23 protein-coding genes, 1 pseudogene and 1 riboswitch are annotated in these 22,130 nt (G+C 71.9%); of the genes and pseudogenes, 14 read left to right on the forward strand and 10 right to left on the reverse strand.

Features of this window, described 5'->3' with window-relative positions:
• Positions 1 to 30: 30 nt before the first annotated feature.
• From macS to J7E97_RS18305, 5 genes are all read left to right on the forward strand, one after another.
• Entirely contained in the window at positions 31 to 1,239 is a 1,209-nt protein-coding gene (gene macS, locus J7E97_RS18285; RefSeq protein ID WP_215028358.1) for a MacS family sensor histidine kinase, read from the forward strand.
• Positions 1,240 to 1,328: 89 nt separating this feature from the next.
• Positions 1,329 to 1,973, forward strand: coding sequence for a response regulator transcription factor (locus J7E97_RS18290; protein ID WP_215028392.1), 645 nt, complete (start codon positions 1,329 to 1,331; stop codon positions 1,971 to 1,973).
• 172 nt (positions 1,974 to 2,145) lie between these two features.
• Positions 2,146 to 3,174: a 6-phosphofructokinase gene (locus tag J7E97_RS18295; protein ID WP_215028359.1), complete on the forward strand. Its 1,029-nt coding sequence runs from the start codon at positions 2,146 to 2,148 to the stop codon at positions 3,172 to 3,174.
• 82 nt (positions 3,175 to 3,256) lie between these two features.
• Complete coding sequence (locus J7E97_RS18300; protein ID WP_215028360.1) at positions 3,257 to 4,252, forward strand: 2-hydroxyacid dehydrogenase; 996 nt, start codon at positions 3,257 to 3,259, stop codon at positions 4,250 to 4,252.
• A 44-nt stretch (positions 4,253 to 4,296) separates the two neighbouring features.
• Positions 4,297 to 4,566, forward strand: a complete 270-nt coding sequence (locus J7E97_RS18305; RefSeq protein ID WP_215028361.1) for a hypothetical protein — start codon at positions 4,297 to 4,299, stop codon at positions 4,564 to 4,566.
• Here J7E97_RS18305 and J7E97_RS18310 read toward each other — a convergent pair whose 3' ends face one another.
• Positions 4,567 to 6,474, reverse strand: a complete 1,908-nt coding sequence (locus J7E97_RS18310; protein ID WP_251054764.1) for an anthranilate synthase family protein — start codon at positions 6,472 to 6,474, stop codon at positions 4,567 to 4,569.
• Positions 6,475 to 6,765: 291 nt separating this feature from the next.
• Here J7E97_RS18310 and J7E97_RS18315 point away from each other — a divergent pair, with 291 nt between their 5' ends.
• The gene (locus tag J7E97_RS18315) at positions 6,766 to 8,121 is read left to right on the forward strand and encodes a class II 3-deoxy-7-phosphoheptulonate synthase (protein ID WP_215028363.1); all 1,356 of its coding nucleotides are present in this window, start codon (positions 6,766 to 6,768) and stop codon (positions 8,119 to 8,121) included.
• A 163-nt stretch (positions 8,122 to 8,284) separates the two neighbouring features.
• Complete coding sequence (locus tag J7E97_RS18320) at positions 8,285 to 8,551, forward strand: (2Fe-2S)-binding protein (protein ID WP_308346572.1); 267 nt, start codon at positions 8,285 to 8,287, stop codon at positions 8,549 to 8,551.
• Positions 8,552 to 8,572: 21 nt separating this feature from the next.
• Here the strand turns inward: J7E97_RS18320 and bfr are convergent, their stop codons facing one another.
• Positions 8,573 to 9,049 carry a bacterioferritin gene (gene bfr, locus J7E97_RS18325; RefSeq protein ID WP_112446344.1) on the reverse strand — a complete coding sequence of 159 codons (477 nt, stop codon included), beginning with the start codon at positions 9,047 to 9,049 and terminating at the stop codon, positions 8,573 to 8,575.
• A gap of 173 nt (positions 9,050 to 9,222) precedes the next feature.
• Here bfr and J7E97_RS18330 point away from each other — a divergent pair, with 173 nt between their 5' ends.
• The gene (locus J7E97_RS18330; protein WP_215028367.1) at positions 9,223 to 9,855 is read left to right on the forward strand and encodes a sulfite oxidase-like oxidoreductase; all 633 of its coding nucleotides are present in this window, start codon (positions 9,223 to 9,225) and stop codon (positions 9,853 to 9,855) included.
• 44 nt (positions 9,856 to 9,899) lie between these two features.
• Here J7E97_RS18330 and J7E97_RS18335 read toward each other — a convergent pair whose 3' ends face one another.
• From J7E97_RS18335 to J7E97_RS18350, 4 genes are all read right to left on the reverse strand, one after another.
• Positions 9,900 to 10,445: a DUF4396 domain-containing protein gene (locus tag J7E97_RS18335; RefSeq protein ID WP_215028368.1), complete on the reverse strand. Its 546-nt coding sequence runs from the start codon at positions 10,443 to 10,445 to the stop codon at positions 9,900 to 9,902.
• Between the two features lie 80 nt (positions 10,446 to 10,525).
• Entirely contained in the window at positions 10,526 to 11,398 is an 873-nt protein-coding gene (locus tag J7E97_RS18340) for a deoxyribonuclease IV (protein WP_251054758.1), read from the reverse strand.
• Between the two features lie 9 nt (positions 11,399 to 11,407).
• Positions 11,408 to 13,306 (reverse strand): Stk1 family PASTA domain-containing Ser/Thr kinase, encoded by a 1,899-nt coding sequence (gene pknB / locus J7E97_RS18345; protein ID WP_215028370.1) that lies wholly within the window; start codon positions 13,304 to 13,306, stop codon positions 11,408 to 11,410.
• 173 nt (positions 13,307 to 13,479) lie between these two features.
• Positions 13,480 to 14,319, reverse strand: a complete 840-nt coding sequence (locus tag J7E97_RS18350) for an SDR family oxidoreductase (protein ID WP_215028373.1) — start codon at positions 14,317 to 14,319, stop codon at positions 13,480 to 13,482.
• Between the two features lie 92 nt (positions 14,320 to 14,411).
• On the opposite strand from J7E97_RS18350, the gene J7E97_RS18355 reads away from it, so the two are divergent.
• A complete protein-coding gene (locus J7E97_RS18355) occupies positions 14,412 to 14,810 on the forward strand; it encodes a helix-turn-helix domain-containing protein (RefSeq protein WP_215028375.1) in 399 nt (132 codons plus the stop codon).
• Between the two features lie 147 nt (positions 14,811 to 14,957).
• Here the strand turns inward: J7E97_RS18355 and J7E97_RS18360 are convergent, their stop codons facing one another.
• The 3 genes from J7E97_RS18360 to thiO all read right to left on the reverse strand — a co-directional run bounded on the left by J7E97_RS18360 (position 14,958) and on the right by thiO (position 17,177).
• Positions 14,958 to 15,752 (reverse strand): thiazole synthase, encoded by a 795-nt coding sequence (locus tag J7E97_RS18360; RefSeq protein ID WP_215028377.1) that lies wholly within the window; start codon positions 15,750 to 15,752, stop codon positions 14,958 to 14,960.
• A gap of 4 nt (positions 15,753 to 15,756) precedes the next feature.
• The gene (gene thiS / locus J7E97_RS18365) at positions 15,757 to 15,957 is read right to left on the reverse strand and encodes a sulfur carrier protein ThiS (protein ID WP_215028379.1); all 201 of its coding nucleotides are present in this window, start codon (positions 15,955 to 15,957) and stop codon (positions 15,757 to 15,759) included.
• Positions 15,954 to 17,177 carry a glycine oxidase ThiO gene (gene thiO / locus J7E97_RS18370; protein ID WP_251054759.1) on the reverse strand — a complete coding sequence of 408 codons (1,224 nt, stop codon included), beginning with the start codon at positions 17,175 to 17,177 and terminating at the stop codon, positions 15,954 to 15,956. Before thiO ends, thiS begins: the two co-directional genes overlap by 4 nt.
• Positions 17,175 to 17,287: riboswitch (TPP riboswitch) on the reverse strand. (Overlaps the previous gene by 3 nt.)
• Positions 17,288 to 17,413: 126 nt before the next feature.
• Between thiO and J7E97_RS18375 the strand changes: the two genes are divergently transcribed.
• The 5 genes from J7E97_RS18375 to J7E97_RS18395 all read left to right on the forward strand — a co-directional run bounded on the left by J7E97_RS18375 (position 17,414) and on the right by J7E97_RS18395 (position 21,891).
• Positions 17,414 to 18,703, forward strand: coding sequence for an NAD(P)/FAD-dependent oxidoreductase (locus J7E97_RS18375; RefSeq protein ID WP_215028381.1), 1,290 nt, complete (start codon positions 17,414 to 17,416; stop codon positions 18,701 to 18,703).
• Between the two features lie 21 nt (positions 18,704 to 18,724).
• Complete coding sequence (locus J7E97_RS18380; protein ID WP_215028383.1) at positions 18,725 to 19,090, forward strand: Rv2175c family DNA-binding protein; 366 nt, start codon at positions 18,725 to 18,727, stop codon at positions 19,088 to 19,090.
• A gap of 154 nt (positions 19,091 to 19,244) precedes the next feature.
• Complete coding sequence (thiE, locus tag J7E97_RS18385; RefSeq protein WP_215028385.1) at positions 19,245 to 19,895, forward strand: thiamine phosphate synthase; 651 nt, start codon at positions 19,245 to 19,247, stop codon at positions 19,893 to 19,895.
• A 101-nt stretch (positions 19,896 to 19,996) separates the two neighbouring features.
• Entirely contained in the window at positions 19,997 to 20,911 is a 915-nt protein-coding gene (gene metF / locus J7E97_RS18390; RefSeq protein ID WP_215028387.1) for a methylenetetrahydrofolate reductase [NAD(P)H], read from the forward strand.
• Positions 20,912 to 20,952: 41 nt separating this feature from the next.
• On the forward strand, positions 20,953 to 21,891 hold the full coding sequence (locus J7E97_RS18395; protein ID WP_215028388.1) for a hypothetical protein: 939 nt from the start codon (positions 20,953 to 20,955) through the stop codon (positions 21,889 to 21,891).
• A gap of 78 nt (positions 21,892 to 21,969) precedes the next feature.
• Here J7E97_RS18395 and J7E97_RS35910 read toward each other — a convergent pair.
• Positions 21,970 to 22,130, reverse strand: a pseudogene (locus J7E97_RS35910) (NAD(P)/FAD-dependent oxidoreductase); the annotation flags it as partial.

Raw genomic sequence — 22,130 nt, forward strand, 5'->3', positions numbered from 1 at the left:
CGGGCGAGGCCGCCCACGGGGGTGGGGGATATGACGAAGCGCGAGCGTGTCGTCCGCATGTCGGTCGAGCAGCCGCTGTGGCGGGCCCTGACGGCCTATCGGCTGCTCACCATGGTCTACGCGGTGCTGCTGTTCGCCTCCGCGTACAAGAAGTTCGACCGCCCGTGGATCGCCGTCTGCTATCTGGCGGTCCTCGGCGGCTGGACCCTGGTCACCCTCCCCAAGGTGGCGAACGCCGCCAGCTGCACCAAGCGCTTCCTGGGCGCCGACCTCACCGTCGCCTGCCTCGGGATCCTGCTCACCCCGCTCGCCGACGCCCACGCGCGGATAGCGGCCGGCGGCCCCACCCTCCCCACCATCTGGACCGCGGGCGCCGTCCTCGCCTTCGCCCTCAAGGGCGGCTGGCGCTGGGCCGCCTTCGCCTCCACCTTCGTCGCCGTCGCCAACCTGGTCCAGCGCGGCGAGCCCACCCGGGACACCCTGCACAACGTGCTGCTGGTCTGGGTCGCCTCCGTCGCCATCGGCTACGTCGTCGAGGTCGCCCGGGCCAGTGAGGCCACGCTCGCCCGCGCCCTGGAGATCGAGGCCGCCACCCGCGAGCGCGAACGCCTCGCCCGCGACATCCACGACGGTGTCCTCCAGGTCCTCGCCATGGTCCAGCGGCGCGGCACCGAACTGGGCGGAGAGGCCGCGGAGCTCGGCCGGATGGCCGGGGAGCAGGAGGTCGCGCTGCGCACCCTGGTCTCCAGCGGGCTGGCGCGCCCGTCCCGGATCTCCCGGGACGAGTCGCTCGGCGCGCTCGTGGCCGCGTACGAGGTCGAGGAGCCGGGAGCCGACGAGGGCGAGCTCGATCTGCGGACCCTGCTCGCGCCGCACGCCGGTTCCCGGGTGAGCTTCGCCGAGCCGGGCACCCCGGTGCCGCTGCCGGTGCCCGCGGCCCGGGAGCTGGCAGCGGCGGTCGGGGCCGCGCTGGACAACGTGCGCAGGCACGCGGGCGAGGGGGCCAGCGCCTGGATCCTGGTCGAGGACTGGGGCGACGAGGTGATCGTGACCGTCCGCGACGACGGTCCGGGCATCCCGGCGGGCCGGCTCGACCAGGCGGAGGGCGAGGGGCGGATGGGCGTGGCCCTGTCCATCCGGGGCCGGCTGCGCGACCTCGGCGGCAGCGCCGAGCTGGTGTCCGTCCCCGGACAGGGCACCGAAGTGGAACTGAAAGTACCGAGGGGGAGCACCCAGTGAACGAGCAGAACGCGACCGGTCGCACCAGTGGCACCGAGAACACCGACGGCACCGGCAGCACGGGCGGCGGCCCCGGCGACATCAAGGTCATGGTCGTCGACGACCACCCGATGTGGCGGGACGCGGTCGCCCGGGACCTGGCCGCGGCCGGCTTCGACCTGGTCGCCACCGCCGGGGACGGCCCCGAAGCGGTCCGCCGGGCCCACGCGACCGGCCCCCACGTCCTGGTGCTCGACCTCAACCTGCCCGGCATGCCCGGGGTCCAGGTCTGCAAGGAGCTCGTCGGCGCCAACCCGGCGCTGCGGGTGCTCGTCCTGTCCGCGAGCGGCGAGCACGCCGACGTCCTGGAGGCGGTCAAGTCCGGCGCGACCGGCTACCTGCTGAAGTCCGCCGGAGCCCAGGAGCTCATCGACGCCGTCCGGCGCACCGCGGCCGGCGATCCCGTCTTCACCCCGGGCCTGGCCGGCCTGGTCCTCGGCGAGTACCGGCGCCTGGCCACCGGCCCCGCGCCGGCCACCGCCGACGAGCCGAAGGCCCCCCAGCTGACCGACCGGGAGACCGAGGTGCTGCGCCTGGTGGCCAAGGGCCTGTCGTACAAGCAGATCGCGGAGCGCCTCGTCATCTCCCACCGCACGGTGCAGAACCACGTGCAGAACACCCTGGGCAAGCTCCAGCTGCACAACCGGGTCGAGCTCGTCCGGTACGCGATCGAGCGCGGCCTCGACGAGGTGTAAGGGCGCGCACGAGCCGAACCGTTCCTCGTACGAGTGAACGGGCGTACGCAACGCCCCGTAATTCCACTGGAATTGACCCTTACCGGCACCTTGCTGTGACCTGAGTCACCACTAGCGTGACCGTCATGCGGGCCCCGCGGCCTCAGCGGGCCCTGTGGCGAAGGGAAATTCCATGAAGGTCGGAGTGCTGACCGGCGGCGGCGACTGCCCGGGTCTCAACGCGGTCATCCGCAGCGTCGTGCGCAAGGGCGTGCAGGAGTACGCGTACGAGTTCATCGGATTCAGGGACGGCTGGCGCGGAGCGGTGGAAGGCAACACCGTCCCGCTCGGCATCCCCGCCGTCCGCGGCATCCTGCCGCGGGGCGGAACCATCCTCGGCTCCTCGCGCACCAATCCGTTCAAGCTGGAGAACGGCGTCCGCCAGATCAAGGAGAACCTCGCCAAGTACGAGGTGGACGCCCTCGTCGCGATCGGCGGCGAGGACACCCTCGGCGTGGCCGCCAAGCTGTACGAGGAGTACGGCATCCCCTGCGTCGGCGTCCCGAAGACCATCGACAACGACCTGTCGGCCACTGACTACACCTTCGGCTTCGACACGGCCGTCGGCATCGCCACCGAGGCGATCGACCGGCTGCACACCACCGCCGAATCCCACATGCGGGTCCTGGTCGTCGAGGTGATGGGCCGCCACGCCGGCTGGATCGCCCTGCACTCGGGCCTCGCCGGCGGCGCCAACGTCATCCTCATCCCGGAGCAGCGCTTCGACGTCGACCAGGTGTGCGCCTGGGTGACCTCCCGGTTCAAGGCCAGCTACGCCCCGATCGTGTGCGTCGCGGAGGGCGCGATGCCCAAGGACGGGGAGATGGTCCTGAAGGACGCGACGAAGGACTCTTTCGGGCACGTCCGGCTCTCCGGCGTGGGCGAGTGGCTGGCCAAGGAGATCGAGGCGCGGACCGGCAAGGAGGCCCGTACGACGGTGCTCGGCCACATCCAGCGGGGCGGTACGCCGAGCGCGTTCGACCGGTGGCTGGCGACCCGGTTCGGGCTGCACGCGATCGACGCGGTGCGCGACGGGGACTTCGGCAAGATGGTCGCGCTACAGGGCACGGACATCGTGCGGGTGCCGATCGCGGAGGCGACGGCGCAGCTCAAGACGGTGGACCCGGCGCTGTACCAGGAGGCCGGGGTGTTCTTCGGCTGAGCCGGGCCGCGGAGGCGGATCACGGGTCGTAAGGTGACGAACGACCCATGATCCGAATCTTTCGCGCAGCACGGGAGCGAACGTGGAAATCCTGGCATTCGGGGTGCAGGCAGACGAGAGGCCGCTCATCGAGAGGGCCTTCGCCGGGCAGCACGCGGTGCGCTGCCTGGACGTCTTCCTGAGCGAGGACACCGCCCCCATCGCGGCCGGGTACGAGATCGTCTCGTCGAGCGTGAACGCGGACCTGAGCGGGCGCGTCCTGCGGATCCTGGCGGCGGGCGGGACGAAGATGATCGCCCAGCGCTCCACGGGCTTCAACAACATCGACCTGCCGGTCGCGCGCGAGCTCGGCCTGACGGTCAGCCGGGTGTCGTACTACTCCCCGTACTCGGTGGCCGAGTTCGCGTGGACCCTGGCCTTGGCGGTGAACCGGCGGATCGTCCGCGCCTCGAACCGCACGCGGGACTTCGACTTCCGGCTGAACGGCCTGATGGGCCGCGACATGCGGGGCCGCACGGTGGGCGTGCTCGGCACCGGCAAGATCGGCGAGGCGTTCACCCGGATCGCGCACGGCTTCGGGATGGACCTGCTGGGCTGGGACGTGGTGCAGAACCCGGCGTGCGTGGAACTGGGCATGAAGTACGTGGACAAGGAGACGCTCTTCTCGTCCTCGGACCTCATCAGCCTGCACGTCCCGCTGCTGGAGTCCACGCACCACGTCATCGGCCCGGAGGCGCTGAAGATGATGAAGGACGACGCGATCCTGGTGAACTCCAGCCGTGGCGGCCTGGTCGACACGGACGCGCTGGTCACGGAGTTGCGGTCCGGCCGCTTCGCGGGCGTGGGCCTGGACGTGTACGAAGCGGAGGCCGGCCTCTTCTTCCTGGACAGGTCCCTGGTGGCCGTCGAGGACGACACCCTCGCCCGCCTGATCACCTTCCCCAACGTGGTCGTCACCTCCCACCAGGCGTACTACACCCACGACGCGGTGGGCCAGATCATCGACACCACGGTCACCAACGTCGCGGACTACCTGGCGGGCCGCCGCTCCGAGAACACGCTGTCGCCGCAGGAGTGACCCCCCGGAGGGGAGGGCCTGACCAGGGGCCTAGATTCACCCGCGTGCACATACCCGCAGTGTTCTTCTGGGCCCTGGTGGTCCTGGCCGCCCTCCAACTGCTGTCGGCCGCCCGTGCGCTGACGCGTGCCCTCCGGGCCGGGCCCGGTGCCCGGATCGACCCGTGGCTGACCTGCGCCGACCACGTGCTGTCGATACCACCCCTCGTCGCCCTGGCGATGGGCGAGTTCGGGGCGGCGTTCTACGCGATGCTCCCGCTGGGCCCGTTGCTCACCTGGAGCCTGGTCCGCGGCTTCCGCTCGCCTGCGGCATAGTTACGCCGGCGTGGCGGTTCTGATCCCCGCCAGCAGCTCCCGGACCAGCTCCGCACCCCGCAGGGTCAGGACCGACTCCGGGTGGAACTGGACGCTCGCGAAGCCGCCGGCGGTGGAGCGCAGCGCGTGCACCTCGCCCGTGACGGAGTCCCGGGAGACTTCGATGCCCCGCAGGGCCAGGGACTGCTCCAGCTCCTGCGGGCAGTGGGCCGCGTACGTGTTGTAGAAGCCCACCACCTCCTGCGCCCCGAACAGCGAGATCCGGGTCTGCGCCCCCTGCGCCGGCTCCGCCTTGCGGACCAGCGGGAGCCCCAGCTCGGCCGCCAGCAGCTGGTGGCTGAGGCAGACCCCGAGCAGTCCGCCCCGGTGCGAGGCCAGGAGCTGCGCCGTCAGCCCGCGCAGCAGCACCATCTTCGGGTCCGAGGGGTCCGCCGGGTCCCCCGGGCCGGGACCCAGCACGATCGGCCCGTCCCAGGCCAGGGCCGCCGCCCGCAGGCCCGGGTCGTCGTGACGCAGTACGGTCACCTCCAGCCCGGCCACCCGCAGCACGTGCCCCAGCATCGAGGTGAAGGTGTCCTCGCCGTCCACCACGAGCGCGTGGCCCGTCACCACCGCCGGCCGCTCCTGCATCCGGAGCCAGAACGGTGCCAGGTCGCGCCGCCGGGCGGCCAGCGCCGCCTGGACCCCGGGGTCGGAGCCGAGGCCGGGTGCGGCGGCGACCGGCCGCGGGGCCGCCGGGCGCACCCCCAGCGCCGCCAGGACGCCCGCCGCCTTCGCGTGCGTCTCGGCCACCTCGCCCGCCGGGTCGGAGTGCCGGACGAGCGTGGCCCCGACGGGCACCCGCAGCGCGCCGTCCGGGGCGATGTCGGCCGTGCGGATGAGGATCGGCGAGTCCAGCGTCTGCGCACCGGACCCGTCGACGCCCAGCAGCGCCAGCGCGCCCGCGTAGTACCCGCGCCCGCCCGTCTCGTACCGCTCGATGACCCGGCAGGCGTTCTGCACCGGGGACCCGGTCACCGTCGCCGCGAACATGGTCTCCTTCAGGACCTCCCGCACGTCCAGCGAGGAGCGGCCGCGCAGTTCGTACTCGGTGTGCGCGAGGTGCGCCATCTCCTTGAGCCGGGGGCCGACTACCACCCCGCCCATGTCCCCGACCGTGCACATCATCTTGAGCTCCTCGTCCACGACCATGGACAGCTCCTCGGTCTCCTTGCGGTCCCCGAGGAAGGAGAGGAGGGACTCCGCCGTCGGCCCCCCGGCCGGATACCGGTACGTCCCGCTGATCGGGTTCATCACGACCGTGCCCCCGGACATCCGCACGTGCACCTCGGGGCTGGCCCCGACGAGCGTCCGGTCCCCGGTGTGGACCACGTACGTCCAGTACGCGCCCCGCTCGCCCTCCAGCAGCCGCCGGAACAGTGCGAGCGCGTCGGCGCGGCCGAAGCCGTCGATCCGGCCCTCGTAGGTGCGCCGGATGACGAAGTTCGCGCCCTCGCCGCGGCCGATCTCGTCCTCGATGACGCGCCGGACGGTCCGCGCGTACTCCTCGTCGGGGACGTCGAAGCCGCCGCCGTCGACCCGCACCTCGTGGTCCGGCAGCGCGGCCAGGGCCTGCGCCAGCGGGATCTCGTACGCCTCGTCGGCGACCAGCACGCTCAGCGGCGTGCCGTCGTCCCGCACGTCGAAACCGCGCTCCCGCAGCTGCCGGAACGGGACGAGCGCGAGGGCCGGCCGCTCGCCGACGGGCAGGTCGGCGAGGCGCTCGGCCTCGTGGACCCGGCCGATCAGGACCTCGACGGTGTCGTGGTCGCGGCCGGGCGTGCGGCGGCGCAGCAGCGCGAACGGCGGAGCCGTCGCGGCGGTCAGTGCGAGCAGTCCGTGCGGGTCGTGCGGTCGGCTGGGGTCCATGGACATTGGCATGGATGGGCGTCCTTCCGGGTGGTGGAGGGACGGCCGGCGCTCCGCGAAACACGGAAGGCCGCCCCTCGGGGCGGCCTTCGCGTCGTTCGTGTCTTCAGGTACGCACGAGGGGCGGGCCGCCGGGAGCGGTCCACCACCAGTTCTTGTCGCAGTGCGCGTACATGCGGTGAACCCTAGCCCACCAGGGGTGGTGAACGGGCGGGTACACATCCAGAGACATCCGTCTCACGGAGTGGGCGTCGGGCTGGACGTGCCGTGGGACGCCGTAATGTGTGTGGGGTGACCGTGAACGCTGAATCCCATGCCCCCGCCGCCAAGGCGACCTGGCGAGACCTTCCCGCGGCGCAGCAGCCTTCGTACCCCGATGCCGAGGCCCTGCGCGCTGTCGTCGCGGACCTCGAGTCGTATCCTCCCCTCGTTTTCGCGGGTGAGTGCGACCAGCTGCGCACCCGTCTGGGAGCCGTCGCCAAGGGCGAGGCGTTCCTGCTGCAGGGCGGCGACTGCGCCGAGGCCTTCGACGCCGTTTCCGCCGACCACATCCGCGCCAAGCTGAAGACGCTGCTCCAGATGAGCGCCGTCCTGACGTACGCGGCCTCCGTGCCGGTCGTCAAGGTCGGCCGCATCGCGGGCCAGTACTCCAAGCCGCGTTCGAAGGACACCGAGACCCGCGACGGCATCACCCTGCCGACCTACCGCGGCGACTCCGTCAACGGCTTCCCCTTCACCGAAGAGGCCCGGATCCCGGACCCCGAGCGGCTGAAGCGCATGTACCACGCCTCCGCCTCCACGCTGAACCTGGTGCGCGCCTTCACCACCGGCGGATACGCCGACCTGCGCCAGGTCCACGCCTGGAACCAGGACTTCGTGAAGTCCTCCCCCTCCGGGCAGCGCTACGAGCAGCTCGCGCGGGAGATCGACAACGCGCTGAACTTCATGAAGGCGTGCGGCACGGACCCGGCCGAGTTCAAGGCGGTCGAGTTCTACTCCTCGCACGAGGCGCTGCTCCTCGACTACGAGGGCGCCCTCACCCGTACGGACTCGCGCACCGGCAAGCTGTACGACACCTCCGGCCACATGGTCTGGATCGGTGAGCGCACCCGCCAGCTGGACCACGCGCACATCGAGTTCTGCTCGCAGATCGCCAACCCGATCGGCGTCAAGCTCGGCCCCACCACCACGGTGGACGAGGCGCTGACGTACATCGACCGCCTGGACCCCGACCGCCAGCCGGGCCGGCTGACCTTCGTCGTCCGCATGGGCGCCGACAAGGTCCGCGACAAGCTCCCCGAGCTGGTCGAGAAGGTCACCGCCTCCGGCGCGAACGTCGTCTGGGTCACCGACCCGATGCACGGCAACACCTTCGAGGCGGCCTCCGGACACAAGACGCGGCGTTTCGACGACGTGCTCGACGAGGTCAAGGGCTTCTTCGAGGTCCACAAGGGCCTCGGCACCCACCCGGGCGGCATCCACGTCGAGCTCACCGGTGACGACGTCACCGAGTGCGTGGGCGGCGGCGACGAGATCTTCGTCGACGACCTGCACCAGCGCTACGAGACGGCCTGCGACCCCCGCCTGAACCGCAGCCAGTCCCTGGACCTGGCGTTCCTGGTGGCCGAGATGTACCGCGACCAGTAGGCGCGATCTTGACGTTGTAGCTTTCGACGACGATGGGGCGCGGATCGATGTGATCCGCGCCCCATCGTCATGTCCAGGGCTTTTAGGCTTGCCTAACTTTCGGTACGGTTAGGTAAGCCTCACCGAATACGGGATGGCTCGCCGAACCGTTCCTGTCAGGGAGGTGAACCGCGTGTACGTCTGCTCTTGCTTCGGGATCACCGACGAGCAGGTCAAGGACCACGCGGCCGCCGGGGCCTGCACCCCGCGCCAGATCGCGTCCGCCACCAAGGCCGGCACCGACTGCGGTTCCTGCGTGCGCACCATCCAGGGCCTCCTCGGCCGCGGGGCCTGCCCGCGCCGTGAGCTGCTGGAGAAGGGCGACGCCGCCGCCGTGCTCGCCGCCGACTCGGCGCTCGTGGCCCCGCCCGTGCTCGCGGAAGCGGCGTAGGGCCCCAGCCCGCCGGACCGGTCAGCTGGGCTGTTCGATGAGCTGCGCGATGTAGAGCGCCTCGCCGATGGACTCGATGAGCTCCAGCTGGGTGTCGAGGTAGTCGATGTGGTGCTCCTCGTCCTCCAGGATCTCCTCGAAGAGCCGCGCCGAGGTGACGTCACCCTTGCCGCGCATGACCTCGATGCCGCGCTTGAGGCGGTCGATCGCCTCGACCTCGACCTGCCGGTCCGCCTGGAACATCTCCGTCAGCGTCTGACCTACGCGCACGTGGAAGAGGCGCTGGTAGTTCGGCAGACCGTCGAGCATCAGGATGCGCTCGGTGATCTTGTCCGCGTGCTTCATCTCATCGATGGACTCTTCACGCGTGTACTTGGCGAGCTTGGTCCATCCCTTGTTGTCCTGGATGCGGTAGTGCAGCCAGTACTGGTTGATGGCGGTCAGCTCACCGGTCAGCTGCTCGTTCAGAAATTCGAGGACCTCGGGGTCGCCCTGCATCGCAGAGGCTCCTTCCAAGCAATGTCAGCAATGTGACTGGGCAGGTGCGCGCATCCTCGCACCGCCGTCGGAAGCCGTCCAGTAAGTGCCTCCTTAGTGGGAGTTGCAGGGACTTGCCCGAATCGGGTCGCAGCTGGTCATGACCACCCCGCGACGTCTGTCACCATGGAGACATGGGTCAGCCGGAAAGCCGGGAATCTCCGGGATCAGAGCAGCTGGAGCTTCCCCCGGGGCAGCGGTTGCAGCGAGGCTGGCCGGTCACCCACTACGGTCCGGTGCCCAAGTTCAAGCCCGACCGCTGGGAGTTCCGCGTCTTCGGCGCTACCGCCGACGGCGAGAAGCACTGCTGGAACCACGAGGAGTTCGCGGCCCTGCCGTTCGAGTCCGTCGTGGCGGACCTGCACTGCGTGACGAAGTTCAGCATGACGGGCGCCGAATGGGGCGGGGTGCTCACCCGCACGATCCTCGACCTCGCGCCGCCGTCCCCGCAGGTCACGCACGTGATGGTGTGGGCCGAGTACGGCTTCAGCTCCAATATGCGCCTCGCCGACTTCTCCTCCGGGCGGGCCCTCTTCGCCACCCACCAGGGCGGTGAGCTGCTCACCGCCGAACACGGGTTCCCGCTGCGGCTCGTCGTGCCGCACCTGTACGCGTGGAAGGGCCCCAAGTGGGTCCGCGGCATCGAGTACATGACCGCCGACCGCCGCGGCTTCTGGGAGGAGCGCGGCTACCACAACATCGGCGACCCCTGGCGGGAGCAGCGCTACTCCTACCAGGAGGAGCCGGGGGACGGCCCCGAGCTGTAGGGCCCGTCCGCCGCGCTCCCGCTCCCGCCACCGCTCCCCCCGGTTCAGTGGTGGTACTGGTGTACGACGGCGTGCCCCTTGCCCCGGCCGATCATCCACCGGTTGACCGGGGTCGTGACGACGAAGGCCAGGGCGAGCGAGATCGCGAGGGCGATCCAGAACAGCGCGTCCGAGAGCATGGCGTCCATGGCGCCTGGCCAGAGGACGATCACCCCGTTGTCGATCAGCTCCATGACGGCGATCGAAAGGGTGTCCGCCGCCAGAGCCACCCGGACGGCCGTACGGAGGTCCACGCCGGCCGAGCGGATCCCGCGCAGGGTGAGCGCGTAGCCGAAGAAGAACGCGAGGACGATCGCGAGGGCCATCGTCGGCACGTTCCCCCAGCCGAGCGCGGTGCCGATGACCATGCCGAGCACCTCGCCGATGGCGCATCCGGTCAGGCAGTGCAGGGTGGCCTTCGCCGCCATCGCCCAGCTGACCTTCGCGGTGCCGTGTCCGCCCGTGTGTTCGTGGTGGGCGTGGTGCTCGTGCTGCTCGTGGTGCTGGTGTTCGTGCTGTTCGTCGTGCCCGTGGTGGTGCGTGTGCTCCATGACGACCCCCTGTGGGAAACCCGAGTAGCGACCCTGTCGACAAGACAGAACCGTATACCCCCCGGGGGTATTCCTCAAGATCAGCCGAAGTCGCGGAGCTCCTTCAGCAGCGCCACGTCCGCCGCGTGCCCTTCCTTGCCGCCCGGCGTCTCCGTGATCAGCGGTACGCCCTCCATCGCCGGGTGCGTGAACAGCTCCGCGAAGGCGTCCCGGCCGATGTGGCCCCGCCCGATGTTCTCGTGCCGGTCCTTGTGGGCGCCCACGCCCTCCTTGGAGTCGTTCGCGTGGACCAGCTTCAGCCGGCCCTCGCCCACGGTGTCCACCAGCAGGTCCAGGGTCTGCTTCGTCCCGCCCGGCTCCGCCAGGTCGTGCCCGGCGGCGAAGACGTGGCAGGTGTCGAGGCAGATCCCCAGCTTCGGATGATGGTCGAGCGCGTCGAAGTACGGGCCGAAGTCCCAGCTCCGCGAGCACAGCGAGGAACCCTGCCCGGCCGTCGACTCCAGCAGCAGGAAGGGGTCGTCCTCGTGCGTCAGCTCGTCCAGCAGCGGCAGCATGTGCTGCCTGATCTGCGCGTACGCCGCCTCGCGCGGGCGGCCCCCGGTCGCCGAGCCGGTGTGCACGACCACGCCGAGCGCCCCGATCGCGCGGGCCCGGCGCAGCGAGTGCCGCAGCGATTCCACCGACTTCTCGACGGTCGCCTCGGTGTGCGAGCCGAAGTTGATCAGATAGGGCGCGTGCACGTACGCCGGGACCGACTCGGCCGCGCAGCTCTCGCGGAACAGCTCGTCCTGCGCCGGGTTGCCGAGCGGCGTGGCCCAGCCGCGCGGGTTCGCGACGAAGACCTGGACGGCCTCGGCGCCCATCTCACGGGCGTAGGCCAGGCCGACCGCGGCGAGCCCGCCCGCCACCGGGACGTGCCCGCCCACTGGATTGCGGCTCATCGAATTGCTCATGGCGTGGTGCTACAGCCCCTTGGTCCTGATGGTGATCGTGCTGCCCTCGGCGGCGCTCTGGCCGCCGGGTACCGACTGGGAGTCGACGGTGTTGCTGAAGGAGAGGAACGGTTTGTCGACCTTCACCTTGAAGCCCAGGCCCTCCAGGGTCTTGCGGGCCGCGTCCGACTCCTGGCCGGTGACGTCCGGCACCTGGACCTGGCGGGGGCCCTTGGACACGGTGAGCGTGACCGCGTCGCCGGCCGCGGCCTGGGTGCCGGCGGCCACCGACTGATTGGCGACCGTACCGGCGGGGGAGGGGGAGTTGACCTGCTCGGGAGCGGTCTCCACCTTCAGGCCCAGCCCCTCCAGAGCGGTCCGGGCCTGGTCGAGGGGCTTGCCGGCGACGCTCGGGACCTGCACCGGGCGGCCCTTGCTGACCACGATCGAGACCGCGGTGTCCAGGGCGCGCTTCGGGCCGTCCGCCGCCGGATCCGTACTGATCACCGAGCCCTGGGCGACGTCCTGACTGAAGGCGTGCGTGACGATCCCGAGGGCGAGACCGGCCGAGGTCAGCTCGGTCTTGGCCGCCTCCAGCGGCTTGCCCTTCACGTTGGGCACCGCCACGACCTCGGGGCCGCGCGAGATGGTGACGACGACCGCCGCGTTGCCGCGGATGCGCTTGCCGCCCGCGGGATCGGTGTTCATCACCGTCCCCTTGGCGAAGCCGGCGCTGAACTTCCGGTCGATCCGTTTCACTCCGAGGCCGGCCGCCGACAGCTGGGACTTGGCCTCCGCCTCGGTCTTGCCGAGCAGGTTCGGCACCTTGGTGAACTGACCCGAGCTGATGTACCAGACACCCGTGCCGAAGCCGAGGGCGAGCAGTACGCCGACGACGACGAGCAGCACGCCGCGGCGGCGGATCCGCGGTCCGGCCGCGGGCGCGGGCGGCAGCGGCGGCGAGGCGAGCCGGGAGGTGTGGGAGACGGGCGGGGCCACGGGCCGGGCGATCACGCTGGTGCGGTCCTCGGCGGCCGTCCGCTCCGCGGCGCGCGCCTGCGGCGGTACCGCGTCCAGCTCGGCCTCGGCGAGCTGCGCGCGGGCTTCTATGGCCAGTCCGAGGAGCCCGGCCGCGTCGCGGGGGCGCAGCTCGGGGTCGCGCGCGGTGGCGTAGGCGACGAGCTCGTCGAGCGCGGCGGGCAGTCCGGGGACGATGGCGGACGGGGGCGGCACGTCCTCGTTGAGGTGCTGGTAGAGGACCTGCGCGGGATTGGTGCCGGTGTGGGGCTTGGCGCCGGTGAGCATCTCGTAGAGCACGACCCCGCAGGCGTAGACGTCCACGCGGGTGTCGGTGACCCCGTTCTGGATCTGCTCGGGTGCGAGGTAGGAGACGGTTCCCAGGATGGAGCCGGTGGTGTTCGTGACGGCGTCGACCGACCGGACCAGCCCGAAGTCGGCCACCTTGACGCGGCCGTCGTCGCCGATCAGCACGTTCTCGGGCTTCATGTCCCGGTGCACGAAGCCGGCCCGGTGCGCGGCGCCGAGGGCGGCGAGGACCGGTTCGAGGATGTCCAGGGCCGCGCGCGGCTGGAGCGCTCCGCGCTCGCGCAGCAGGTCGCGCAGGGTGCAGCCGGAGACGTACTCCATGGCGAGGTAGGTGTACGGCCCGTCCGTGCCCTGGTCGAAGACGGCCACCACGTTGGGGTGGGCGAGGCGGGCGACGGACTTGGCCTCGCGGATGAACCGGTCGACGAAGCCGCCGTCGGCCGCGAGCGCCGGGTGCATCACCTTCAGCGCGAGGATGCGGTCGAGGCGGGTGTCCACGGCCCGGTAGACCGTGGCCATGCCGCCGGCCGCGATGCGGGCGTCCACGCGGTAGCGGCCGTCGAGCGTCCGCCCGACGAGGGGGTCATCCAGGGTCGTGTCCACCCGGAGATTCTACGAGGGCCGGGTGGGGGCCCGTCCCGGGTCCCCGGGGTTGCAGCCGACCTGTGACGGTGCGGCCGTACGGGCCCCCGCTCCGGGAGGCGGTGACGCTACGGGGCCGCCCCGTGCGGCCGTGGTCGCACGGGGCGGCCCGGGCGCTTCAGCTGAGTCGTGCCTCAGCGAAAAGCGGCGATGTTGCGGGCGACCCAGTTGTCGAAGGGGCGCGGAGCGCGACCGAGGACTCGTCCCACGTCCGAGCTGATCCGCAGTTCGGCGGGGTTCGGGGCGGAAATGATGTCCAGGGTGTCGTCGGCGAGCTCCGGCGGCACGAACCGGGTCATCGCGGCTTTGGCCTCCTCGCGGGTGAGTTCGTGGAACCGCACCGGCGAGCCGAGCGCGGCGGCGATGGCCTCCGACTGCTGTCGGGGTGTGATCACCGAGGGCCCGGTCAGCTCGAAGGTTCCGCCGGTGTGCCGGTCGTCCAGCAGGCAGGCCGCCGCGACCTCGGCGATGTCCGCCGGGTCGACGACCGGAACCCCGACATCGCCGAAGGGTGCGGCGACCGTCCCTCGTGTGCGGACGGACTCCGCCCACGCCATGGCGTTGGAGGCGAAGCCGCCCGGTCGTAGGACGGCCCAGTCCAGGCCGGACCCTCTCAACGCGTCCTCCACTGCGCGCATCGCGATCCGCGACGGGCCGAGCGGCCTCGTCGCCACGCCCTGCGAAGACAGCAGGACGACTCGGCGGACCCCGCTGGCAGCAGCCAGGTCGATGATGTCGGTCGGCCTGGCTCCGGGTGCGTGCAGGTCGCCGGACAGCAGGAGGAACAGCGCCTTCGCCCCGTCCAAAGCGGGGGTGAGGCCCTGCGGCTCGGCCAGGTCGGCCGACACGTGCCGGACCCCGGCCGGCATTGCCGCCGCGTGCCGTGACACCGCCGTCACCTGCTCGCCCGCCTTGGCCAGGGCCTGCGTCAAAGGTCGGCCCACATTCCCGGTAGCTCCGGTCACCACGATCATGTTCGGCTCCTAGTCCGTTGTGCACTGCGGAAATTGACGCTAGGAGGCGGGCTTACTTTTCGTAAGAACACACCCAGAGGTAAGCTCCGGACATGGGAGAAGGTGCGCAGCTGACGCAGGTTGAGGCGGGCCATCGGTATGAGGTGTTTCACACCGACTGCCCAGCGCGCGACGTGGTCGACCACGTGACCAGCAGGTGGGGAATCTGGGTGCTGATCTCCTTGCGGAGCACCGACCTTCGGTTTTACGAGCTGCGCGACAGCATCCAGGGCATCAGCGAGAAGATGCTCGCCCAGACACTGCGCGCACTGGTCCAGGACGACCTGGTCTGGCGGAAGGTCGAGCCGACGACGCCACCCCAAGTCACCTACGGGCTGACCGAGTTCGGCCAGGACGTCGGTGGGCCCCTGACGGACTTGTTCGACCGGATCACACAGCGGCTGGCAGCCGGCGGGGCGTCCGCCACGGAGCGGCTGAGCACCACTCATTAGGTGCTCCCCCGGAGGTGTTGAGGAAGTACTCCCGGCCGACCGGCGCGCGGTCGAGTAGACCCGCACTGGGCTCGACCGGCGCAGCCGCCCCGACCGGGGCGCGAGGGGGTGATGCCCCCGCGCACCGGAACCCGTACGGCCGCGCCGTCAGAACGCCGGGCGCTCCGGGTCGAGGGCCGCGCGGCCCTCCGTCGGGGAAGAGGCTTCGGCGAAGCGGCGCTGGGGGATGCGGCCCGCCCGGAAGGCCAGGCGGCCCGCCGAGACCGCGTCCCGCATCGCCGCGGCCATCAGGACGGGCAGCTGCGCGCGGGTCACCGCCGAGGCGAGCATCACGGCCGAGCAGCCCAGCTCCATGGCCAGGGCCACGTCCGAGGCGGTGCCGGCGCCCGCGTCCAGGATGACGGGGACGCCCGCCCGCTCGACCATGAGCTCGAAGTTGTGCGGGTTGCGGATGCCCATCCCGGAGCCGATCGGAGACCCCAGCGGCATGATCGCCGCGCAGCCCACGTCCTCCAGCTTCCGCGCGAGCACCGGGTCGTCGTTCGTGTAGGGCAGCACCGTGAAGCCCTCGTCGACCAGGATCTCCGCCGCGTCCAGCAGCTCGACCCCGTCGGGCAGGAGCGTCCGCTCGTCCGCGACGACCTCCAGCTTGATCCAGTCGGTGCCGAGGGCCTCGCGCGCCAGCCGGGCCGTCAGCACGGCCTCGCCCGCCGTGAAGCAGCCCGCCGTGTTGGGCAGCACCGCGATCCCGAGCCGGGTCAGGACGGACAGCACCGAGCCCTGGACCGTGGGATCGAGGCGCCGCATCGCGACCGTGGTGAGTTCCGTACCGGACGCGAGCAGGGCCCGCTCCAGGATGTCCAGGCTGGGGGCCCCGCCCGTGCCCATGATCAGGCGCGAGGAGAAGGTCCGGCCGCCCAGGGTGAAGACGTCGTCGGCCATCGGGTCAGCCTCCCTGAACCGCGGTGAGGACCTCGACGCGGTCGCCGTCCGACACGGAGGTGTAGGGCCACTGGCCGCGCGGCACCACGGTCTCGTTGAGGGCCGCGGCGACCCCCTTGGTGGCCTGGGTGAGCGTGGCGATCACGGCCGCGAGCATGGTGCCGGCCGCGATCTCGAGCGGCTCGCCGTTGACGGAGATGGTCATGCGTACGACTCCTGTCGCGTGAGGGCGAAGCGGCGCGGGGTGAAGGGGCGGGCGATCTCCGGCAGTTCGCCGGTGGTCAGCAGCTCCGCCATGACGTCGCCGGTCAGCGGGGTCAGCAGGACCCCGTTGCGGTAGTGCCCGGTGGCCAGGTGCAGGCCCGGCAGGTCGGTGGGGCCGAGCAGCGGGGCGTTGTCCGGCGAACCGGGTCGCAGCCCGGCCCGGGTCTCCACCAGCGGGAGTTCGGTGATGCCGGGCACCAGCTCGTGGGCGTCGCGCAGGAGCTCGTAGACCCCGCCCGCGGTGACGGTGGTGTCCCAGCCGAGTTCCTCGCTGGTGGCGCCGATGACGAGCTCGCCGTTCTCGCGCGGCACCAGGTAGACGTGGCTGCCGCGCACGACGGCCCGTACGGTCCGGGACAGGAACGGCGCGTACGCGGGCGGCACCGAGAGCCGCAGCACCTGGCCCTTCACCGGCCGTACGGGGGCCACGACCTCGGGCGGTACGCCGTCCAGCCGGCCGCTGAGCGAGCCCGCCGCCAGCACCACCTGGTCGGCACGCACCTCGGTGGCGTCCCGGTCGTCGAGGACCGCGCCGACGGCCCGGTCGGCGCCGGTCAGCAGCCGGGAGGCGGCCGCCCGGTGGAAGGACACCCCCGCGCGCTCGCAGGCGGCCAGCAGCGCGGCCGAGAGGCGGCGCGGGTCGACCTGGTGGTCGCCGTCCACGCGCAGGCCGCCGCGTACGCCCGGGGCCAGCATGGGCTCCAGGCGGCGGCACTCGCGGCCGGTCAGCCACTGCGATTCCAGGCCGCAGCGACGCTGGAGCGCGTGCAGTTCGCGCAGGTGGAGGCGGTCGTCGGAGTCGAGGGCGACGGCGAGGGTGCCGCAGGCGCGGTAGCCGATGTCCATGCCGCCGCTGGCGTCGGCCAGGTCGGCGGCGAACTGCGGGTAGCGGGCGGCGGAGGCGAGGTTCAGCCCGAGCAGGGTCTCCTCGCCGTAGTGCAGTTCGGTGACGGCGGCGAGCATGCCGGCCGCGACCTGCGCGGCGCCGCCGCCGGGCGCCGGATCGGCGAGGGCGGTGCGCAGTCCGGCGCGGGCCGCCCGCCAGGCGGTGACCAGGCCGATGATGCCGCCCCCGATGACGAGGACGTCGTATCCGGAACTGCGGCTCTTCCCGGACGGGTGTGCGGATGGATGCGCGGTCGTGCGCACGGATGAATGCATGGGCGTCCAGCCCCTCCCTTCGCCGGCATGACCCGGATCAGGTTCGTACGGTCGGAGGCCGGCCAGCCTCCCTCTCAGCCCGGTGCGCCCGGACTCCCGCGATAGGTTCGGTGGCCAGAGTAACGCCGGGGCCGACGGCCGGTAAGGCTGCCTCCCCGGTCCCGGCGCACGCCCGGGGACCGGACCGGCCCCGCCCGCTATTCCTGACGGGCCATCAGATGATTAGGGTGGGCCGGGTGAGCGAGCAGACGGAACAGACCGAACACACCCAGCGCGCCGTCGTCGTCGGCGCCGGAATGGCCGGGGTCCAGACCGCGGTCGCCCTGCGGGAACAGGGCTGGACCGGCCCCGTCACCCTCCTGGGTGCCGAACCCCACCAGCCCTACGACCGCCCCCCGCTGTCCAAGGCGGTGCTCCTCGGCAAGGCCGAGGACTCTGCCTTCGACGTCGACTTCGAGGGGCTCGGCATCGAACTGCGGCTCGGCGTCGAAGTGACCGGCCTGCGCGCCGCGGAGCACGAGGTGGACACCGAGGCGGGCCCGGTCCCGTACGGGGTCCTCGTGCTGGCGACCGGCGCGCGACCGCTCACCCTGCCCGGTGCGGAGGGGGTCCCCGGCGTGCACCTGCTGCGCACCCTGGACGACGCGGCCCGGCTGCGCCCCGTCCTGGCGACCGGATCGGCGGTGGTGGTCGTCGGCGCGGGCTGGATCGGCGCGGAGTTCGCCACGGCGGCGCGCGAGGCCGGCTGCGAGGTGACGGTGGTCGAAGCGGCCGACCGGGTCCTCGCCGGGGCCCTGCCGGCGGAGGTCGCCGAGCCGATGGGGCGCTGGTACGCGCAGGCGGGCGCCACGCTGCTGACCGGCGCGCGCGTGGCCTCGGTCGAGGCAGGCAGGGTCCTCCTGGCGGACGGCCGCGAGCTCGCGGCCGGGGCCGTCGTGGTGGGCATCGGGGCCCGCCCCGCGACGGACTGGCTCGCCGGGTCCGGGGTCGAGCTGGGCCCGGACGGCGCGGTCGTCGCGGACGAGCACCTGCGGACCTCGGTACCCGGGGTGTACGCGGTGGGGGACTGCGCTTCCTTCCCGTCGGCGCGGTACGGCACGCGCCTGCTCGTGCACCACTGGGACAACGCGCTGCAGGGCCCGAGGGCGGTCGCCGCGAACGTCGTCGCCCAGGGCTCGGCGGCGCGGGACTCGGCGGCCCCGGGCTCGGCGGCGCGGGACTCGGTGGCCCCCGGCTCCGCGGGCCAGGTCTACGACCCGGTCCCGTACTTCTGGTCGGAGCAGTTCGGCCGCTTCGTGCAGTACGCGGGCCACCACGGCGGCGCGGACACCATGCTGTGGCGCGGGGACCCGGCGGCCGAGACCTGGTCGGTCTGCTGGCTGCGCGACGGCCGTCTGGTCGCGGTCCTCGCGGTGGGCCGCCCGCGCGACCTGGCCCAGGGCCGGCGCCTCATCGAGTCGGGCGCGGCCCTCGACCCGGCCCGGGTCGCCGATCCGGCGGTCGCGCTGAAGTCGACGCTGCTCTAGCGAGATGGCAGGCTTGTGCCCGTGACCGAGATTGACGCAAAGATCGATGCCCTTGTTCCCGCCTGGCTGTACCTCCCCGACATCGCGGAGAAGCTCGACATCGAAGTGACGAAGGTCCGCCAGCTGGTCAAGGAAGGTCAGCTGCTCGCGGTGCGTCGCGGCGAGAACCGTTCCCTCCAGGTGCCCGCGGCCTTCATCGACGGGGACAAGATCGTCAAGGGCCTGGTCGGCCTGCTGACCGTGCTCCGCGACGACCGGTTCTCCGACATGGAGATCCTGGAGTGGCTGTTCACCCCCGACGACACGCTGCCGGGCACCCCGGTGCAGGCGCTGGGCGAGAATCGCGGCACGGAGGTGAAGCGCCGCGCTCAGGCGCTCGCCATCTGACCCGATCCCGCAGGAGCAGCAGTAGCGGCAGCAGAAACAGCAGTCGCAGTAGCAGTAGCAGTACACGGCGCAATGCCACACGCGGTGTGCGGGTCCCTTGCCGGGTCCCGCACACCGCGTACGTACGAACGAGACACACCACCCGGGGGTACCCATGTCCGCCATCGCCGCCCAGCTGTCCGACGCCCGGCTCTACCTGTGCACGGACGCCCGCAAGCGGCAGGGCGACCTCCCGGAGTTCCTGGACGCCGTCCTCGTCGGCGGCGTGGACATCGTCCAGCTCCGCGACAAGGGCATGGAGGCCGGCGAAGAGCTCGAGCACCTCCAGGTGTTCGCCGACGCGGCCCGCCGCCACGGCAAGCTGCTCGCCGTCAACGACCGCGCCGACGTCGCGCACGCCATCGGCTCGGACGTGCTGCATCTGGGCCAGGGCGACATCCCGGTGCCCGCCGCCCGCGCCGTCCTCGGCCGGGAGGTCCTCATCGGGCGCTCCTGCCACTCCGAGGCCGAGGCCGACGCGGCCGCCGCCGAGCCCGGAGTCGACTACTTCTGCACCGGCCCGTGCTGGCCCACTCCCACCAAGCCCGGCCGCCACGCCCCCGGACTCGGGCTGGTCCGCCACGCGGCCTCCCTCGCGCAGGACCGGCCGTGGTTCGCCATCGGCGGGATCGACGCGTCGAACCTGGACGAGGTACTGGACGCCGGAGCCTCCCGCGTCGTGGTCGTCCGGGCCCTCACCGAGGCCTCCGACCCGGGTGCGGCCGCCGCCGACCTCGCCCGGCGGGTCCGCGCCCGGCTCGGCTGATGCCGTCCCGTCCTCCCCTTCCGCCCGCCCGCCGTCTCATTTCCGCGTCCAAGGGATGGACAGCGCTTCGGCGTCCACCGGCCCCCGTCTAACCTGCCGGTATGGCCCTTGGTACCGCTTCCACCTGGTCGGATCGTGCACACACGGTCCGCGACCTCCTCGCGTCCGGGCGCTCGTACTCCTTCGAGTTCTGGGCACCCAAGACCGAGAAGGGTGAGCGCAACCTCTGGAACGCCCTGCGCCGGATCGAGGCGGTGGCCCCGAGCTTCGTCTCCGTCACCTACGGAGCCGGCGGCTCCACCCGCGGCGGGACCGTGCGGGCCACCGAGCAGATCGCCGCGAACACCACGCTGACCCCCGTCGCGCACCTCACCGCCGTGGACCACTCCATCGCCGAGCTGCGCCACGTCATCGGCCAGTTCGCCGACGCCGGCATCCGCAACATGCTCGCGCTGCGCGGAGACCCGCCGGGCGACCCGATGGGCCCGTGGGTGCCCCACTCCGAGGGCGTGCACTACGCCGCCGACCTGGTGCGCCTGCTCAAGGAGTCCGGCGACTTCTGCGTCGGCGTCGCGGCCTTCCCCGAGATGCACCCGCGCTCGGAGGACTGGGACACGGACATCCGGCACTTCGTGGACAAGTGCCGTGCGGGAGCCGACTACGCGATCACACAGATGTTCTTCGACCCGGAGAATTATCTGAGGATGCGCGACAGCGTCGCCAAGGCGGGCTGCGAGACCCCGATCATCCCCGAGGTCATGCCTGTTGTGGGCATCAAGCAGCTCGACCGGCTTCCGCAACTCAGCACCGCGGTCTTCCCCGCGGCCGTGAAAGAGCGCATGCTCGCCGTCAAGGACGATCCGGCCGCTGTACGCTCCATTGGCATCGAGTTCGCCACGGAGTTCTGCGCGCGGCTGCTGTCCGAAGGTGTCCCGGGACTGCACTTCATCACGCTGAACAATTCGACGGCGACCCTCGAGATCTACGAGAACCTGGGCCTGCACCAGCGGGCCTGATCGGCCGTACCCGTGTGCGGCCGCACCGAGAGGGGCCATGCATGGGAATGACGGTCCTCTACATCGCGTTCGGTTTCGTCGCGCTGTGGCTGCTTGCCGAGGTCCTGATGCAGTACAAGGCCCGGCTGCGCTGGCGCCTGCTCGCCTTCGCGGGCTTCCTGGGCGTCGTCGCGGGCGTCGTACTGCCGTCCGTGCTCGTCATCGCCGCCGGCGCGCTCGCGTTCGCGGCCGGCCAGACGCTGGTGACCCTCTCCTTCCGCAAGGGCTTCGTGGCCGGCTGGGCGCTGCGCCGTGGCAAGGCCGCCGCCGAGGCCGCTCCGCAGCAGAACCGGCGCCGCCGGTCCGCGGGCGGACCGCGCCCGGAGCCGGCCCTGCAAGTGACGGCCCTGGAGTACGGGCCCGATTCCGCGGCCGAGGATTCCGCGGAGTTCGCCGAAGACGAGTTCGCCGGAGCCGGCGGCGGATCCACTGCCGGATCCCGGCCCGCCGCCGAGCAGGGGCACGCGGGGGACCAGCAGTTCTACGCCGCGCAGCCGATGGACGAGGACACCGGCTCGTACGGGGTCCAGAGCTTCGAAACCGCCTCCTTCGCCTCGCCGTTCACCGCGGGCGAGCAGGACTCCCACCAGTACGCGGCCTACTACGAGCCGCAGGGCCAGGGCGGCTACGACTACACCACCGGCTACCCGGCCCCCGGCGAACAGCAGGTCTACGCCGCGTACTCGGACCCGTACATCGGCACCGGCGGAGCCGTCGCCCCGCAACAGCCGTACGAATACCCCCAGCCCACCGCCTACGGCGGCTACGCCCCCGACCCGTACGCGGCCGCCCAGCAGCAGTACTCCATGGACACTCCGCCCGGCGGGGTCTGGGTCCCGCAGCAGCGCTCCACCGACGGGGCCGCCCCGGGCTACCCGGCCGAGGAGCAGCAGCAGTACCCGTACCAGGGCACGAACGAGTACGACCAGTACCGCTACTAGCCCCACCGGCCACCGGCCACCGGCCACCGGCCACGGCCACCAGCCCTGCCGGCCCGTCCCGCGGGCGGCGGGCCGCTCCTACCGCGAGCCGCGGAACTCCGCGCCCTCCACGATCAGTCCGGCCACCAGCGCCCCCGTCATCCCGGCGTGCGCCAGCCCGCCGCCGGGGTGCGCCCAGCCGCCGGCGAGGTAGAGCCCGGGCAGCGCCGCCGAGTTGGCGGGGTAGAGCCCGCGGCCAC

It is taken from the genome of Streptomyces sp. ISL-66, assembly GCF_018614135.1.
In the GTDB taxonomy this organism is placed as follows: Bacteria; Actinomycetota; Actinomycetes; order Streptomycetales; family Streptomycetaceae; genus Streptomyces.